The sequence below is a fragment of the Pseudomonas sp. MT3 genome (genome assembly GCF_054720805.1).
This window is the reverse complement of the sequence record NZ_JBTVPY010000005.1, coordinates 86,627-103,377: the sequence shown is the minus strand read 5'-3', so window position 1 is coordinate 103,377 and position 16,751 is coordinate 86,627. Positions and strand designations below refer to the sequence as shown.

15 protein-coding genes are annotated in these 16,751 nt (G+C 66.8%); 10 read left to right on the top strand and 5 right to left on the bottom strand.

The annotated features are described in order from the left end of the window. Positions 1 to 39: 39 nt before the first annotated feature. Positions 40 to 915 (bottom strand): threonine/homoserine exporter RhtA, encoded by an 876-nt coding sequence (gene rhtA, locus ACYCAX_RS07055; protein ID WP_460247679.1) that lies wholly within the window; start codon positions 913 to 915, stop codon positions 40 to 42. Positions 916 to 967: 52 nt separating this feature from the next. On the opposite strand from rhtA, the gene ACYCAX_RS07050 reads away from it, so the two are divergent. Then, on the top strand, positions 968 to 1,570 hold the full coding sequence (locus ACYCAX_RS07050) for a helix-turn-helix domain-containing protein (protein WP_460247678.1): 603 nt from the start codon (positions 968 to 970) through the stop codon (positions 1,568 to 1,570). Positions 1,571 to 1,926: 356 nt separating this feature from the next. On the opposite strand, the gene phnX is transcribed toward ACYCAX_RS07050, so the two are convergent. Beyond that, a complete protein-coding gene (phnX, locus tag ACYCAX_RS07045; RefSeq protein WP_015476987.1) occupies positions 1,927 to 2,754 on the bottom strand; it encodes a phosphonoacetaldehyde hydrolase in 828 nt (275 codons plus the stop codon). 30 nt (positions 2,755 to 2,784) lie between these two features. After that, entirely contained in the window at positions 2,785 to 3,900 is a 1,116-nt protein-coding gene (locus ACYCAX_RS07040; RefSeq protein ID WP_015476986.1) for a 2-aminoethylphosphonate--pyruvate transaminase, read from the bottom strand. A 148-nt stretch (positions 3,901 to 4,048) separates the two neighbouring features. On the opposite strand from ACYCAX_RS07040, the gene ACYCAX_RS07035 reads away from it, so the two are divergent. After that, the gene (locus tag ACYCAX_RS07035; RefSeq protein WP_460247677.1) at positions 4,049 to 4,909 is read left to right on the top strand and encodes a LysR substrate-binding domain-containing protein; all 861 of its coding nucleotides are present in this window, start codon (positions 4,049 to 4,051) and stop codon (positions 4,907 to 4,909) included. 193 nt (positions 4,910 to 5,102) lie between these two features. Here ACYCAX_RS07035 and ACYCAX_RS07030 read toward each other — a convergent pair whose 3' ends face one another. Beyond that, positions 5,103 to 5,987, bottom strand: coding sequence for a LysR substrate-binding domain-containing protein (locus ACYCAX_RS07030; RefSeq protein ID WP_015476984.1), 885 nt, complete (start codon positions 5,985 to 5,987; stop codon positions 5,103 to 5,105). A 312-nt stretch (positions 5,988 to 6,299) separates the two neighbouring features. Here ACYCAX_RS07030 and ACYCAX_RS07025 point away from each other — a divergent pair, with 312 nt between their 5' ends. From ACYCAX_RS07025 to ACYCAX_RS06990, 8 genes are all read left to right on the top strand, one after another. After that, positions 6,300 to 7,658, top strand: coding sequence for an MFS transporter (locus ACYCAX_RS07025; protein ID WP_015476983.1), 1,359 nt, complete (start codon positions 6,300 to 6,302; stop codon positions 7,656 to 7,658). A gap of 147 nt (positions 7,659 to 7,805) precedes the next feature. Next, complete coding sequence (locus ACYCAX_RS07020; protein ID WP_177324598.1) at positions 7,806 to 9,200, top strand: FAD-dependent oxidoreductase; 1,395 nt, start codon at positions 7,806 to 7,808, stop codon at positions 9,198 to 9,200. A 166-nt stretch (positions 9,201 to 9,366) separates the two neighbouring features. Continuing rightward, a complete protein-coding gene (locus tag ACYCAX_RS07015) occupies positions 9,367 to 9,888 on the top strand; it encodes an RNA polymerase sigma factor (RefSeq protein WP_015476981.1) in 522 nt (173 codons plus the stop codon). Continuing rightward, positions 9,885 to 10,904, top strand: a complete 1,020-nt coding sequence (locus ACYCAX_RS07010; protein ID WP_442961254.1) for a FecR family protein — start codon at positions 9,885 to 9,887, stop codon at positions 10,902 to 10,904. The genes ACYCAX_RS07015 and ACYCAX_RS07010 overlap by 4 nt, the downstream gene beginning before the upstream one ends. 121 nt (positions 10,905 to 11,025) lie before the next feature. After that, positions 11,026 to 13,635, top strand: coding sequence for a TonB-dependent receptor (locus tag ACYCAX_RS07005; protein ID WP_460247676.1), 2,610 nt, complete (start codon positions 11,026 to 11,028; stop codon positions 13,633 to 13,635). A gap of 233 nt (positions 13,636 to 13,868) precedes the next feature. Continuing rightward, positions 13,869 to 14,468, top strand: a complete 600-nt coding sequence (locus ACYCAX_RS07000) for a biliverdin-producing heme oxygenase (protein ID WP_294974685.1) — start codon at positions 13,869 to 13,871, stop codon at positions 14,466 to 14,468. 64 nt (positions 14,469 to 14,532) lie between these two features. After that, positions 14,533 to 14,898: a YbaN family protein gene (locus ACYCAX_RS06995; protein WP_460247735.1), complete on the top strand. Its 366-nt coding sequence runs from the start codon at positions 14,533 to 14,535 to the stop codon at positions 14,896 to 14,898. A 58-nt stretch (positions 14,899 to 14,956) separates the two neighbouring features. Continuing rightward, positions 14,957 to 15,325, top strand: a complete 369-nt coding sequence (locus tag ACYCAX_RS06990) for a YajD family HNH nuclease (RefSeq protein WP_294974689.1) — start codon at positions 14,957 to 14,959, stop codon at positions 15,323 to 15,325. A 224-nt stretch (positions 15,326 to 15,549) separates the two neighbouring features. Here the strand turns inward: ACYCAX_RS06990 and ACYCAX_RS06985 are convergent, their stop codons facing one another. Next, positions 15,550 to 16,548, bottom strand: coding sequence for an LLM class flavin-dependent oxidoreductase (locus ACYCAX_RS06985; protein ID WP_015476975.1), 999 nt, complete (start codon positions 16,546 to 16,548; stop codon positions 15,550 to 15,552). Between the last annotated feature and the right edge of the window lie 203 nt (positions 16,549 to 16,751).

Sequence of the window (16,751 nt, the reverse complement as noted above, 5' to 3'; positions counted from 1 at the left end):
AGATCCATGACGCAATAAGCCGCCCGAGGGCGGCTGGCTTCAGTCAGTGACCAGCGCCGGCTTTGGCCGGCTGCTCAGCGTGGTGCCCACCGAAGCGACGATGATGGCGCCAATGGCGAGCCACTGGAGCGAGGTGAGCTGTTCGCCGAGGAACACCAGGCCGGACAATGCTCCGAATGCCGGCTCGATGCTCATCAGGGTGCCGAAGGTGCGCGCCGGCAGGCGCGTCAGGGCGATCATTTCCAGGGTGTAGGGCAAGGCGCTGGAGAGGATCGCCACGCCCAGCAGCGCCGGGAACAGGCCGATATCCAGCAGCGCCGTACCGGCGGAGGCGATGCCGATCGGCGCCACGCACACGGCGGCGATGCTGATGCCCAGTGCCGCCCCCTGGGCCCCCAGGTCATTGCCGGCGCGCTGGCCGAAGATGATGTACAGCCCCCAGCAGACGCCCGCCCCCAGCGCCAGCGCGGCGCCCTTGGGGTCGATGCCCTGGCCGAAATCGGCGATCGGCAGCAGCAGGCCCAGGCCGACCACCGCGATGGCGATCCAGATGAAGTCGATCGGCTTGCGCGAATAGAACAGCGCCACCGCCAGCGGCCCGGTGAACTCCAGCGCCACGGCGATGCCCAGCGGGATGGTCTGCAGTGCCATATAGAAGGTCAGGTTCATCAGGCCCAGGGTCACGCCGTAGATGAACAGCGGCTTGAGCGGCTTGCCGCGCAGCGACATGCGCCACGGGCGGAGTATCGCCAGCAGGATGATCGCGGCGAAGATCAGGCGCATGGCGGTGACGCCGGCGGCGCCGAGCGCCGGGAACAGGCTCTTGGCAACGGACGCGCCGGTCTGGATCGAGGCCATCGATACGATCAGGACGGCGATGGGGAAAAACGTAGCGATAAGGCGCGAGCGGGGCATGGTGCGGACCTGAACAGGCGTTGCAACGATGGAAAAATCTTGGTTGACTGTTATGCGCAACATAATGCGCAAAAAGGCCCAGATGAGCAATATACTGCCCACTTCTTCCGAACGCCCCAGCGTGCTGGTGCACGTCGCCGACAACGTGAAGACCCTGCGCCGCAATGGTGGCTTCAGCCAGGACGCACTGGCCAAGACCTCCGGCGTCAGCCGCCGGATGCTGGTCGGCATCGAGGGCGGCGACACCAATGTCAGCCTCGCCACCCTGGACCGCATCGCCGCCGCCCTCGGCGTGACCTTTGCCGACCTGGTACGACCGCCGTCCACCCGCAACCTGTCCCGCGTCGATGCCGTGGCCTGGGGTGGCGCGCAACCCGACAGTCGCGGCACCCTCCTCGCCAGCACGCCGGCCACGCGCCAGGCCGAGCTCTGGCACTGGTCCCTGGCCCCCGGCGACCGCTACAACGCCGAACCGGACGCCGAAGGCTGGTACGACATGGTCTATGTCATCGAAGGTCGGCTGACCATCGTGCTGGCCGAAGAGACCGTGGAGGTCGAGGCCGGCGGGTTCCATGTGTTCAAGAACAACCAGCCGTTTTCCTACCGGAACCACGGAGAGGTGCTGGTGCGGTTCGTGCGGAACGTTGTGAACTGATTACCGCTGGCGGGCCGCTCCGGCAGAACGGCAACCCAATCGCAGACGAAGTCCGCCTACGAAACCATACCTACGCGGTCCTGGCTCCGGCTCTGGAGACTTCCAGAGAAATGTCCGCGCACGCCGAACGGCCCCGTTCAGGAGGCTTCGCTTCAACGAGGGAATTTTTCACCCCAAGCGAAAAACCGGATGTCCGGGGCAAGACCTTTGCCTACTTTGGGTGGGGCGGCCATCCGTCGTTTGCCAAAGTAGGTCGCCCGAGGGGCGAAACATGGCGCATGCGCGCACGCCGAAGCGGCGCAGTACCCCCATAAAAAAAGCCCGCACATAGCGGGCCTTGAAACTCACGCCGAAGCTCAACTGCCCTGCGGCATCTCCCCCCGCGCCAGACGCGCATTGATATCGGCAATCACCCCCGGCAGCTCCGCGATGGTATCGATCAGGTAATGCGGGCGCGAGCCCTCGAACATCTGGCCGATACGGCGGCGTTCCTGCTCCAGCTTCTCGGCCGGCAGCGCCTTGTACTGCTCATAGGTCAGGCCCAGGGCGTTGCCCGAGCAGGTCAGTGCCACGGTCCACATGCCGGCGCTGCGGCCTTCGAGGATGCCCGGCCAGGTGTCGTCGACCTTTACGCAGGCCGCCACGTCGTTGATGCCCAGGGCGATCACGTTGGCCAGCGCCTGGGCCGGGTGCGGGCGGCCGTTGGGCACTTCGTCGGTGGCCACCACGTGGTCGGCGACGTAGCCGTTGGTCTTGGCCAGGACAACGACCTTCTCCATCACCACCGCCGGGTAGCCGGAGCAGGAACCGACCTTCAGACCCTGCTTGCGCACGGCGGCGATGGCGTCCAGCGCACCGGGGATCAGCGCGGAGTGCTCGGCGATCTTCTCGATCTGCAGCGGCATGAAGCGCTCGTAGATGGCGGTGACGTCGTCGTCGCTCGGCACGCGGCCGAACTTGGCCTTGTAGCGCTCGGCGATGGCGGGAATGTCGCACAGGGTGCGGATGTGGTCCCACTTGCCCATGCCCATCGGGCCGCGGGCTTCTTCCAGGCTGACCTGCACGCCGAACTCGGCGAAGGCCTCGACGAAGATCTGGGTCGGCGCGAAGGAGCCGAAATCGACCACAGTGCCCGCCCAGTCGAGGATGACGGCTTGCAGTTGCTTGGGTTGTTCGTAGTTCATGAGATTCAATCCTGTGGCAATCGGCCGGGGTCAGATTTCGAAGACTTCCATCTCTTTCAGGGTCTCGGCGATGGCCGCGACCGCTGCACGCATGCCGCTGCCATCGACCTGGCCGATGCAGCCGACACGGAAGGTTTCCACCTGGGTCAGCTTGCCCGGATAGAGGATGTAGCCCTTCTCGCGCACCCGGCCGTAGAACTCGGTGAAGTTGTAGCGGGGATCGCGCGGGGCATGGAAGGTGACGATGATCGGCGCCTGGATCTGCGCCGGCAGGAAGCTGCGCAAGCCCAGCTTGCCCATCTCCGCCAGCAGAGTCTGGCAGTTGTTTGCGTAACGCTGATGACGGGCCGCGAGACCACCCTCCTCCTCGTACTGGCTCAGCGCTTCGTGCAGCGCTGCCACCACGTGGGTCGGCGGGGTGAAGCGCCACTGGCCGGTCTTGGCCATGTAGGCCTGCTGGTCCTGCAGGTCCATCGACAGCGAATGGCAGTTGCCGGCGCTGGCGTTCAGCGTGGACGTACGGGCAAACACGAAGCCCATCCCCGGCACGCCTTCCAGGCACTTGCCGGACGCGGCGATCAGCGCGTCGAAGGGGATGCTGCGGGCATCGATGTCCAGCGCGCCGAACGAGCTCATGGCATCGATGATCAGGCGCTTGCCGTGGTCCTCGATGACCTTGGCGATCTCCTGCAGCGGATTGAGGATGCCGGTGCTGGTCTCGCAGTGGATCAGCGCGACGTGGGTGACGCTGGGGTCGGCGCTGAGCAGGCGGTCGACGTCGGCGGCGGTGGTCGGCACGTCCTCTTCGGTTTCGAAGGTGCTGAATTCGCGGCCGATCACCTGGCAGATCTTCGCCAGGCGCTTGCCGTAGGCGCCGTTGATCAGCACCAGCACCTTGCCGTCGCGCGGTACCAGGGTGCCGATGGCGGCTTCCACGGAGAAGGTGCCGCTGCCCTGCAGGGGCACGCAGGTGTGGGTCGCCTCACCGTGGATGATCGCCAGCAGGCGCTTGCAGACGTCGGCAGTCAGGGCGTTGAAGTCGCTGTCCCAGGAGCCCCAGTCGACCATCATGGCGCGACGGGTGCGGGGGGAGGTGGTCAGCGGACCGGGAGTCAGCAGGATGGGGGCTCGCTCGGCAGTGCTCATGCTCGATTCCTCTTTCTTGGGAACGTCGTCAGGGCGAAGTTGGGTTGGGCCCGGCGTCATCGCCGTGGCCTGGACATAACTTGCCGGGGAGCCTGATATCGTTCAAATTGTTTATCACGATGCACTGCATAAGCCGGACCTATACCTTATGAACCTCTTCCAACTCCGCGCCTTCGACGCCGTTGCCCGCGAACGCAGCTTCACCCGCGCAGCCGAGCGCCTGTTCATCAGCCAGCCGGCCGTGACCGGGCACGTCAAGGCGCTGGAGGAGCACTACCAGGTCAACCTGTTCCGCCGCACCGCGCGCGGCGTGGAGCTCACCGAGGACGGCGTGCGCCTGTCGGCCATCAGCCGCACCCTGTTCGCCCTGGAGGAAGAAGCCGAGGCCATGCTCGACGCCAGCCGCGAGCTGGTGACCGGGCGCATCGAAGTGGCCGCCGACGGCCCGCACCTGGTGATGCCGATGCTCGCCCGGCTGCGCGCGCGCTACCCCGGCATCACCGTCAACCTGCGCCTGGGCAATGCCCAGGAAACCCTCGCCGCGCTGCTCGACGAGCACGTCGACATCGCCGTGCTGACGGAAGTGGAACCGCGCGCCGGGCTGTTCCTGCGCGAGCTGGTGGAGTCGCACATCTGCGCGCTGGTGCCGGCCAGCCATCCCTGGCACGACTACATCGGCAGGTTGCCGCTGAATGAGCTGCACCAGCAGATCATGGTGCTGCGCGAACCCGATTCCATCACCCGCCGCACCTTCGATGCGGCCTGCTCGGCGGCCTCGGTGGCCCCCCGCGTGCTGCTGGAGCTGGACAGCCGCGAGGCGGTGACCGAGGCGGTGGCGGCCGAGCTGGGGATTGGCATCGTGTCATCGATGGAAGTGAGCCCGGATCCGCGGGTGAAGGCGATCCCCCTGAGCGGCGATGGCCTGCTCAACCGCCACGCCATCGGCTGCCTGGAACGACGCCGGGGATTGCGGGTGGTGAGTGCGTTCCTGGAGTTGGCGGAGGACTGACAGGTACTTCGTGGGATGCGGGTTCGCGAGCAAGCTCGCTCCTACAGGGTTCGTGCCGATTGGGATTCCGCGTGGGCCTCGTCGCTCTTCGTAGGACCGAGGGGGACGCCTGGTCCTTGCTCGCGAACAATCGCCCCCTTCACCCGCTCGAGAACGGTCGCCACGCACCCTGCTCACGCATCTCCGGCCAAATCTACGGTTGAGGCGCCGGCAAGTCTTCCTTCACCAGATCGAGGAAGGTCGCCACGATCCGCCGCGTGCTCTGCTCGCGCAGGCACACCAGCGTCTCGCTCATGTGTCGTTCGCAATCGACGATGGGCAAGGCATGTACACGGTTGTCCGAGCCGAACTCGGCGGCTGACACCACCCCCACGCCGATCCCCGCGACCACCGCCTCGCGGGCGGCTTCGCGGCCTTCCACCTCGATGGCCGCGCGTATCCGCAGGCCGGCGCTGCGCATCTCCTCCTCCAGGGTCTGCCGCGTGACGGAGCCATGCTCGCGCAGCACCAGCGGCGCGTCGTCCAGGTCGGCCAGGCGGATCGAGTCGCGCGTCGCCCAGGGATGGCTGTTGGCGACGAAGGCGACTATGGGGTCGCTGCGCAGGGTGAAGGACAACAGGCGTTCATCCTCCACCGTCCGCCCCAGCAAGGCCAGGTCGGCGCGGTAGGCGAACAGGGCCTGCAGGGACTCGTCCGTGTTGCCACTCTCGATGCGCACGCGGATGCCGGGGTAGCGCTGGCAGAACGACGCCACCTGGGGCAGCAGGTGCACCGCCGCATCCACCGCCAGCAGCAGGCTGCCGGTCTGTAACGCGCGGGATTCCAGCAACAGCTCCTGGGCCTCGGCCTCGATCACGAACAGCCTTTGGGTCACCGCCAGCAGGCGTTCGCCCAGTTCGGTCAGGCGCACCGAGCGCTTGTTGCGGTGGAACAGCAACACGCCGTAGCGCTCCTCCAGCTTGCGCACCTGGTCGGACACCGCCGGCTGGGTGAGGAACAGGCGTTCGGCGGCACGGGTGAAGCTGCCATGCAGGGCGACTGCGTGAAACGCCTTGAGTTGGGCATGGGAAACGGACATGGCGGCGACCCTCGGCAGACGGACGGCTATTCGCCATCCAGACAGAAAGTGACCATATGGTCACTGTAAACAAACGCGAATGTCTTACACGAACATCCTACAAGGAAAACTTATTTTTAAAATTTGATAAATCGATTTCAGTTATTTGTTCGGAATTGTTTCCATCCCTCCATCGCCCTTTCCGGCGACGGTGTCCAACGACTCCAGCGCCCCTGACCCGCACTGGAGCGAAGTGCTCGACACAACAAGAACAAGAAAGGCGTTACCTCACTGACTGCCGGCACAGCACAACTACAACAACGAGGTCGGAACATGCTTACCCCACAAGGCAACGCAACACCCCGCTCGCCTCTGGCGTCGATCCAGCGCTGGCGCTGGCAGATCTTCGCCATCACCTGGCTGGCCTATGCGGCCTTCTATTTCACCCGCAAGGCATTCTCGGTGGCCAAGCTGGGTATCACCGAAGACCCCACGTTCCACCTCGACAAGGCCATGATGGCCAACCTCGACGCAACCTACCTCGCCGCCTACGCCGTCGGCCAGTTCACCTGGGGAGTGCTCGCCGACCGCTTCGGCCCGCGCGTCGTGGTGCTGGGCGGGCTGCTGATCTCGGCGGGCGCGGCGATGGTCATGGGCACCTGGGCGACACTGCCGGTCTTCGCCACCTGCATGGTCGTCCAGGGGCTGGCACAGTCCACTGGCTGGTCGGGCCTGTGCAAGAACATCGGCAGCTTCTTCGCCACCCACGAGCGCGGCCGCATCCTCGGCCTGTGGAGCACCTGCTATGCCTTCGGCGGCCTGGTGGCCTCGCCATTCGCCGGCTGGTGGGCGTATTCGGTCTTCGGCACCTGGCACGCGGCCTTTTACTCCAGCGCCGCCGTGGTGGGTGGCGTCGCCCTGCTGTTCATCTTCCTGCAGCGCAACCGCCCCCAGGACGTCGGCCTGCCACCGGTGGAAGCCGAGCCCGAAGCGGTGCGCTATGCCGGCTTCAAGCCCGAAGGCGAGAATGCCGGTATCCGCGAGACGCTGGCACTGGTGGTGCGCAACCGCACCGTGCTGACCCTCGGCGTGGCCTATTTCCTGCTCAAGCCGGCGCGCTACGCGATCCTGCTGTGGGGGCCGGTGATCGTCTATGAACGCATGCCGGGCCTGGGCAAGGTCGGCGCCGCGGTGCTGCCCACCGCCTTCGAGGTCGCCGGGCTGCTCGGCCCGATCCTCATCGGCCTGGCCTCCGACCGGATCTTCGGCGCACGGCGCATGCCCGCCTGCGTGATCAGCCTGATCGGCCTGACCGCCTGCCTGGCGCTGTTCGTCCCCGCGATGCAGACCGGCAGCAGCGCACTGGTCTTCGCCCTGCTGTTCATGATGGGCCTGACCCTCTACGGACCGGACTCGATGATCAGCGGCTCGGCCGCCATCGACTTCGGCACCGGCAAGGCCGCCGCCACCGCCGCCGGCTTCGTCAACGGCTGCGGCTCGGTCGGCGCGATCCTCGGCGGCCTGCTGCCCGGCTACTTCGATACCTACACCGTCTTCATCGGCTTCACCGTCACCGCCCTGATCGCGGCCGTCATTCTCCTGCCGCACTGGAACAGCCTGCCGGAGGGTGCCAAGCCCGCCGCCAGCCAGGTTCCCAACCGTTCGGTCAAGGTGCGCATGGCGCGCTCCTGATCTTCCGGCACAGGGATGTGCCAGCCGCCCTACAGGTCATCAGTCCATGAACATCGAACGCTTTGGAGTGGTCCAGCGCCGCTCCGAAATGGTCCTGCACGCGCAGACGATCGCCACCGCCGCCCTGCCCCCACACTGAATACGGAGATTCCCATGCGTCCTTTCTGGCTTGAACAGGCCCTGCAGCAGGACAACGAGCGCGCCGCGGCGCTGGAGGGCAACACCCGCGCCGACGTCTGCATCGTCGGCGGCGGCTACACCGGTCTGTGGACCGCCATCATGCTCAAGGAGCAGAACCCGGAACTCGATGTGGTGATCATCGAGGCCGATATCTGCGGCGCCGGGGCCAGCGGCCGCAATGGCGGCTGCGCATTGTCCTGGTCGGCCAAGTTCTTCACCCTGGAGCGGCTGTTCGGCCTGCCGGAGGCGATCCGCCTGGTGACCGAATCGGAACGGAGCATCCACGCCATCGGCGCATTCTGCGAGCGCTACGGCGTGGATGCCGACTACCGCCTCGACGGCACGCTCTACACCGCCACCAACGCCGCCCAGGTCGGCGCCACCGACGGCGTCATCGCCGCACTGGAACGCCACGGCATCAACTCCTTCAGCAAGCGCCCAGTGGAAGACGTGCAGCGTTTGGCCGGCTCGCGCAAGCATCTGGAGGGCTGGTTCTCCCCCGCCGCCGCCAGCGTGCAGCCGGGCAAGCTGGTGCGGGGCCTGCGCCACGTGGCGCTGCAACTGGGGGTGCGCCTGTACGAAGGCACCCCGATGAACGGGCTGGACCAGGGTCGGCCAGCCATCGTGCACAGCCCCGGAGGATCGGTCAGCGCCGACCGCGTGGTGCTGGCGATGAACGCCTGGATGGCGCGCGCCTTCCCGCAGTTCGAGCGCAGCGTGGCCATCGTCTCCAGCGACATGGTGATCACCGAGCCCAGGCCGGACCTGTTGCAGGAGATCGGCCTGACCTCCGGCGTCACCGTGCTCGATTCGCGCATTTTCGTGCACTACTACCACAACACTCCGGACGGCCGGATCATGCTCGGCAAGGGCGGCAACACCTTCGCCTACGGCGGGCGCATGCTGCCGGTGTTCGACCGCCCCTCGCCCTATCTCGGCCTGCTCCGGGAGAGCCTGGGCGAGTTCTTCCCGGCCTTCGCCGACGTTCCCATCGCCGCCAGCTGGAACGGGCCGTCCGATCGCTCGGTGACCGGCCTGCCGTTCTTCGGCCGCCTGGGCGAAGCAGACAACGTGTTCTACGGCTTCGGCTACTCCGGCAGTGGCGTCGGCCCCTGCCACATGGGCGGGCAGATCCTCAGCTCGCTGGTGCTCGGCCTGGACAACCCGTGGACACGCTCGCCGCTGACCCAGGGGCCGCTGGGCCACTTCCCGCCGGAGCCGATCCGCTACGTCGGCTCGCTGATGGTGCGCAATGCCATCCGCCGCAAGGAGCGGGCCGAAGATCGCGGCCACCGTCCGCGCCACCTCGACGTTCGCCTGGCGCGCTTCGCCGCGGCGGCGGGCAAGGCCGACAAGGCCTGACGTTTTGCCCTCACCTGCCGGCTGAGGGAAAGGGCGAGGCGCCCCGCGCGCCTCGCCCTTTTTTCATTGGCCGGTACACATTCGGAACCACTGATGGGCTTGTGCCATGAACCGCAGCTTAATAACATCGATTATCATTTGATAATTATTCTTGCTGGACACTTTTGTGAGCACTTCCAACCTCGACGCGGTCTTCCTGGCCCAGCGCCTGCCCTTGCTGCGCACGCTCGTACGGATGGTGAAGAACCCGAGCATCGCCGAAGACCTGGTACAGGAAACCTATCTGCGCGTCGCCCGTACCCTGCTCGAACGCCGCATCGACCACCTGGAACCCTTCCTCTTCCAGACCGGCCGCAACCTCGCCCTGGACCACCTGCGCCACCTGCGCATGCAATCGCGAACGCTGCTCGACGACGTGCCTGTCGACGTCGTGCAGGCCGTACCGGCGCCGGGTTCCAGCGCCGAGGACCAACTGCACGCGGAAAAACTGCTGGAGCGCCTGGGCGCCACCCTCGGCCAACTCAGCCAACGCCAGCAGCGCATCTTCATCCTCAGCCGCCTGCATGGCTGCGGCTACGCGGAGATCGCCGAACAGCTCGGCGTCTCCCCCAGCACGGTGCAAAAGGAGCTGAAGTTGATCATGGCGATCTGCGTCGGCCTGGTCAGTCGCCTGGAGCAGACGGTATGACGGACTACCGTTCGCTTGCCGATTCGACAAGAATACGCGGCCTCCAACCCCGGAACCGCCCCGAGGAACGCCCCGTGCCCCACGCCACGCAGCCCAACGACCAGCAGATGGCCGAAGCCCTCGACTGGCTGATACTCGAGGAGGACATGGACGCCCGCACGCGCGAGCGCTTCGACGCCTGGCTCGCCGCCAGCGAAGGCAACGCGCGGGCCTACCAGCGGGTGCGCGATGCCTGGCAATCGCCGCTGCTGAGCACGGCGGCAGCGCGCCTGGAACAACGGCTCGCGGCGGCGCCTCGCCGTCGGCGAGGGTGGAAACCGCTGGCCGTCGCCGCGGCGCTGGTCCTGGCGGTGGGAGTCGCACTCCAGAGCGACCTGCCGCTGCGCCTGCGCGCCGATCACCTGACCGCCGTGGGCGAACGGCAGAACCTCAACCTGGCGGACGGCTCGCGGGTCCTGCTCAATACCGACACCGCCTTCTCCAGCCGCATCGACGGACAGCAGCGCATTGCCCACCTGTATCGCGGCGAGGCGTACTTCGACGTCGCCCACGACCGCAGCCGGCTCTTCGAAGTGCAGGCCGGCCCGGTACAGGTGACGGTACGCGGCACGGCCTTCGCCGTGCGCTACCTGGGCAACGAGGCGGAAGTCAGCGTGCAGCGCGGCGAAGTGGACCTGCGCACGCCGCTGGACGACGCCCGCGTCAGCTTAGGCGCCGGCGACAGCATCCGCGTCGGCCCGCAGGGCTTCGGCGAGCGCCGGCACGGCACCGAGGCCGAATCGCAGTTGGCCTGGGTGAAGGGACGCATGGTCTTCGAGAATTGCCCGCTCAGCCAGGTAATCGCCGAGCTGCGCCGTTATTACCCCGGCTGGATCGTCACCACCAACGAGCGCCTGGACAACCTCAGCGTCACCGGCAACTGGCGCCTCGATGACCCGCTGGGCGTGGCTCGCTCGCTGGCACGGATCACCTCCGCGCAATTGCACGAGTACCCGAAACTGCTGGTCTTCAACTGATCCCCCTCCCGAACAGAAAGTATTTTTACGCGATCGCGCCGGCTCGTTCGTTTAGTCAGAAGCCAATGCAATAGATTCGCATTTACGAATGCGAACAATGACTGACTAAGAGAGCCCCTCGATGACCTTTGCTTCTTCGCGTGCCCCCTTGCGCCGCCTGTCCGCACCGGCCGGCATCTCGCTGCTGGCCCTGTCCATCGGACTGGCCAGCCTGCCGGCAACCGCCGCCCTCGCGGCGGAGGCGGCGGGCAGCCAGGCCCAGGCCGGCTACCGCTTCGACATCCCCCGCCAACCGCTGGCCCAGGCGCTGAACGCCTTCAGCGCGGTGACCGGCTGGCAGGTCGGCGTCGCCGGTGAGCTGGCCGAGGGCATCGAGTCGCCCGGCATCAACGGTCGCCTGCCGGCAGACCAGGCGCTGAAGGGCCTGCTCGCCGGCACCGGCCTGAACGCCCGCACCCTCGGCCCGCGCAACGTGGTACTGGAACGCAGCCTGTCGAGCGTGGCGGAAATGCAGCCGCTGACCATCACCGCCACCCGCCAGGCGCAGAGCGCCACCCTGGTGCCGAGCACGGTGAACGTGGTCGAGCGCAGCGAGCTGGACCGCAAGAACGTCAACACCATCAAGGAGCTGGTGCGCGACATGCCCGGCGTCTCCGTCGGCGGCACCGGCAACCGTGCCGGCATCACCGGCTACAACATCCGTGGCATCGACGGCGACCGCGTGCTGACGCAGATCGACGGCGTCGAGATCCCCAGCAGCTTCTTCAACGGCCCCTACGCGCAGACCGAGCGCAACTATGTCGACCCGGAAATCGTCAAGCGCGTGGAAGTGCTGCGCGGCCCGGCCTCGGCCCTCTACGGCAGCAACGCCATCGGCGGCGCGGTGAGCTACTTCACCCTCGACCCGGACGACATCATCAAGGACGGCCAGGACGTCGGCGCGCGCCTGAAGACCGGCTACAGCTCCGCCGACGACAGCTGGCTGACCTCCGCCACCGTCGCCGGCCGCCACGACGACTTCGACGGCCTGCTGCACCTGAGCCAGCGCAACGGCCACGAGACCGAGTCCTACGGCAGCCACGGTGGCACCGGCCTGTCGCGCACCGAAGCCAACCCCGAAGACGTGCGCACCACCAACGTGCTGGCGAAACTGGGCTGGAACTACGCCGAAGGCAGCCGCTTCGGCCTGGTCTACGAGAAGTACAAGGACGACGTCGACACCGACCAGAAGAGCGCCTACGGCGGCCCGTACTACAACGGCGCGCCGACCATCCCCGACAGCGTGCTGCCCGGCGGCATGTACCAGTGGCGCACCGGCAACGACACCATCACCCGCGAACGCTTCGGCCTGGAGCACCAGTTGCTGCTCGACAGCGCGGTGGCAGACCACGCCAGGTGGACCTTCAACTACCAGGTCGCCAAGACCCACCAGAGCACCGACGAGTTCTACTACCCGATGACCCGCCAGGTGCTGCGCACCCGCGACACGCTGTACAAGGACCGCCAGTGGGTGCTCGACCTGCAGCTGGACAAGGCCTTCGTCCTCGGCGAGACCGACCACCTGCTGACCTACGGCAGCACCCTCAAGCGGCAGAAGGTCACCGGCTACCGCGAAGGCGCCGCCACCTGCCTGGCGCTCGGCCGGGGTTGCAGCGCCGTCGGCGCGCCCAGCTCCGTCGCCAGCGACAGCCTGGCCCGCAGCAGCGACTTTCCCGACCCGACCATCGACACCTACGCCCTGTTCGCCCAGGACGAGATCCGCTGGAACGCCTGGACCTTCCTGCCCGGCCTGCGCTACGACTACACTCGCCTGAAGCCACACGTCACCGAGGAATTTCTCAACACCGTGGACCAGAGCGGCGAAGGCGAGGTCAGCAGAGAAGACAAGACCTGGCACCAACTCTCGCCCAAGCTCGGCGTCACCTATGCCTTCAACGACAACTACCTGTGGTACGGCCAGTACGCCCAGGGCTTCCGCACCCCGACCGCGAAAGCACTGTATGGCCGCTTCGACAACCCCGGCGCCGGCTACCGCGTCGAGCCCAACCCCGACCTGGACCCGGAACGCAGCCAGAGCTACGAGACCGGCCTGCGCGGCAACTTCGAGGAAGGCTCGTTCGACGTGGCGGTCTTCTACAACAAGTACCGCGACTTCATCAACGAGGACGCCATCACCCCCGGTTACAGCGAGCCGACCTTCACCAGCAACAACATCAAGCACGCCATCATCAAGGGCGTGGAACTGAAGGGTCGCCTGGAGCTGGGCGCCTTCGGCGCGCCGCAGGGCCTCTACGCCAAGGGCGCGGTGGCCTATGCCTACGGCCGCAACAAGGACACCGGCGAGCCGATCAACAGCGTCAACCCGCTCACCGGCGTGTTCGGCCTGGGCTACGACGAACAGGCCGGCCGCTACGGCGCCCTGCTCGACTGGACCCTGGTCAAGCGCAAGACCCGCGTGGACGACAGCCAGTTCAATGCCCCGGATGGCACCAGCAGCCAATTCAAGACCCCGGGCTTCGGCATCCTCGACCTGACCGGCTACTACAAGCTGACCGACGACCTGACCCTCAACGCCGGCCTGTACAACCTCACCGACAAGAAGTACTGGCTGTGGGATGACGTGCGCGGCTACGACGGCGTCGGCGAAGCCTCGGTGCTGGCCCCGGCCAACCTCGACCGCCTGACGCAACCGGGGCGCAACTTCGCGATCAACCTGGTGTGGGATATCTGATGCGCAAGCGCCCTCGCTGAGCGTAGGGCTGCCACGGGACACCTTGTGAATCCTCTGCCGGCTCTGTTCGCGAGCAAGCTCGCTCCTACAAGGAGACCGTTCTTTTGTAGGAGCGAGCTTGCTCGCGAACCCGCTTCACTCCGGCATCACCCATTGAACACCCGACAATCTTTACGCTTTCCCCGAACTCGTTCGTCTCGTCAATAAAGCCCAGAAATTTCAAGGAATTGGACATGAAAACCGTGGAACTCCCCACCCTGCGCTCGCAGCGCCTGAACGCGCTGACCCATGCCCCGCACGAGCGCCTCGACCACGCCGTGAAAGCCCGCGAGCCGTTCTCCAGCCGCGAGCGCTTCGCCCGCTTCGTGGTCGCCCAGTACCTGTTCCAGTCCGAGCTCCAGGCGCTCTACCAGGACGCCGAACTCGGCAGGATCTTTCCCGACCTGGCGCAGCGCTGCCGCGCCGAACAGGCGCGCCTGGACCTGGCCGACCTGGGCACCGAAGTCCCCTCGCCGGTGGCCGGCGCCATCGACAAGCCAAGTCGCGCCCACGCCCTGGGCTGGTTGTTCGTCTCCGAAGGCTCCAAGCTCGGCGCCGCCTTCCTGATCAAGCGTGTCGCCGCGCTGGGCCTGGACGAGAACACCGGCGCCCGCCACCTGGGTGAGCCCGAAGGCGGCCGCGCCGAAGGCTGGAAGCGCTTCACCCGCGCCCTCGATGAGCTGGAACTCAGCGAGGCCGAGGAACGCGATGCCGAGGCCGGCGCCATCGCCGCCTTCGAACGTTTCGCCCACCTGCTGCAGCACAGCTACGACAGTGCTCCCGCCACCGCCTGACGCCACCGAGCGCGCGCCTGCCGACACGGCGCGCGCCAACTCCTTCGGCCCCGCGCGCTCGCGACTGGTCCGGCTGGCGTTTGCATTGCTCGCGTACACCAGCCTCGGCGTGGGCATGGTGGGCTTGGTGGTGCCCGGCCTGCCGACCACCGAGTTCGTCCTGCTCGCTGCCTGGGCCGCGTCCAGGAGCTCGCCGCGCCTGTCCGCCTGGCTGGAGAACCACCGGCTGTTCGGCCCCATCCTGCACAACTGGCGCAACGGCCGGGCCGTCGCCCGCCGCGCCAAGGTCAGCGCCAGCCTGGCGATGCTCCTGGCGCTGGCGATCATGCTGATCACCCTGCCCCACGGCCTCTGGCTGTATGCGATGATCCTCGGCATGGCGGTTGGCAATCTGTGGATCTGGTCGCGCCCGGATACACCCAGGCCGTAGTCAGCGCGCGGGCCCGGACTTATGCTGGAGGTCCGATCCCGCACTCTGTCTACGAGCCATGAACCAGCCCACCAGCAAAGTCGACGCCGTCCTCGCCGAAGCCCAACGCCGCCGCGAAAGCAGCTACCGCGAAAAGGCCCTGAAGATGTACCCCTGGATCTGCGGCCGCTGCGGTCGCGAATTCAGCGGCAAGCGCCTGAGCGAACTGACCGTCCACCACCGCGACCACAACCACGACAACAACCCGGAAGACGGCTCCAACTGGGAGCTGCTGTGCCTCTACTGCCACGACAACGAACACCAGCGGCAGGTGGACCTGCACTACCAGAACGACAACGACGCCGGCGCCAAGGGCCCGAAGGTCACCCACAAGGGCCTGGCCGGGTTGGCCGACCTGCTGAAGAAGAAGGAAGACGGGCAGGCCTGACGACCCCGTAGGAGCCCGGCCGCAGGCCGGCCAGGTCAATCGCGGACGGAGCCCGCTCCTGCGGGTGCCCATTCATTACGCCGAAGGTCGGTTTGCCTGTAGGAGCGAGCTTGCTCGCGAACGAGCCCCGCTGCGGAGTCATTCGCGAGCAAGCTCGCTCCTACAAAAGGCCGATCAGGCGCTTCGAACTCAACCGCGGACGGCTGTACGCCCTACCCAAGCCCTCAGCGCAACCCGGCGACGATCTCCAGCGAACGCAAGCGCAATTCATGATCGTAGATGTCGCTGGTGAAGATGATCTCATCCACCCCGGTCTGCTCCAGCAGGACCTCCAGGCGGCTGCGCACCTTCGCCGGTCCGCCGATCACCGCCAGGCCGAAGAAGTTGCCCACCGCGTCCTGCTCATGGGGCAGCCACAGGCCGGCCATGCTCTTCACCGGCGGCTTCTGCTTCAGGCTGTCGCCGCGGATCAGCGCCAGCACGCGCTGGAACGCGGTGGTCGCCAGGTATTCGGCTTCCTCGTCGGTCGGCGCGGCCACCAGCGGCACGCCGATCATGGCGTAGGGCTTGTCGAGCACCGCCGAGGGCTGGAAGTTCTCGCGGTAGATGCGCAACGCGTCATGCAGGTAGCGCGGCGCGAAGTGCGAGGCGAAGGCATAGGGCAGGCCCTTCTGCGCCGCCAGGTGAGCGCTGAACAGACTCGAGCCCAGCAGCCAGATCGGTACGTTGGTGCCCTCCCCCGGAATCGCCAGCAGCGACTGCTGCGAACGGCGCGGGCCGAGGAGCATTTCCAGCTCGGCGACCTGCTCGGGGAAGTCCGCACCATCGCCCAGGCGATCGCGGCGCAACGCGCGCATGGTCGCCTGGTCGGCGCCGGGCGCGCGGCCCAGGCCGAGGTCGATGCGGCCGGGATACAGGGTTTCCAGGGTGCCGAAGTTCTCCGCCACCACCAGCGGCGGATGGTTGGGCAGCATCACCCCGCCGGAGCCGACACGGATGCGCTCGGTCTTGCCGGCGATGTGGCCGATCAGCACGGCGGTGGCCGAGCTGGCGATGCCGTCCATGTTGTGGTGCTCCGCCAGCCAGTAGCGGGTAAAGCCCAGGCGCTCGACGTGCCGGGCGACCTCGACGGCGTTGTTCAGCGCCTCGGCGGCGCTGCCCTGGTCGCGCACGGGCACCAGGTCGAGCATGGAGAAAGCGATATCGGACAGGGACTTCTTCATGGACACTCCAATTCGGGTCGCGCAGACGCCACATGGATCGGGCGTCACGGACAGGACTTTGAGCGTGACTCTATCGGCCCCCTCCCCGGCTGACCACTCGTCGGGATCGATAATGCTCATGAAGATCAGTGATACAGAAATGGCTCGCCGCCATCATCGCTTCATGTAACCGTCACCGCGCTGTCATGCGCCGCCCGGAGAAT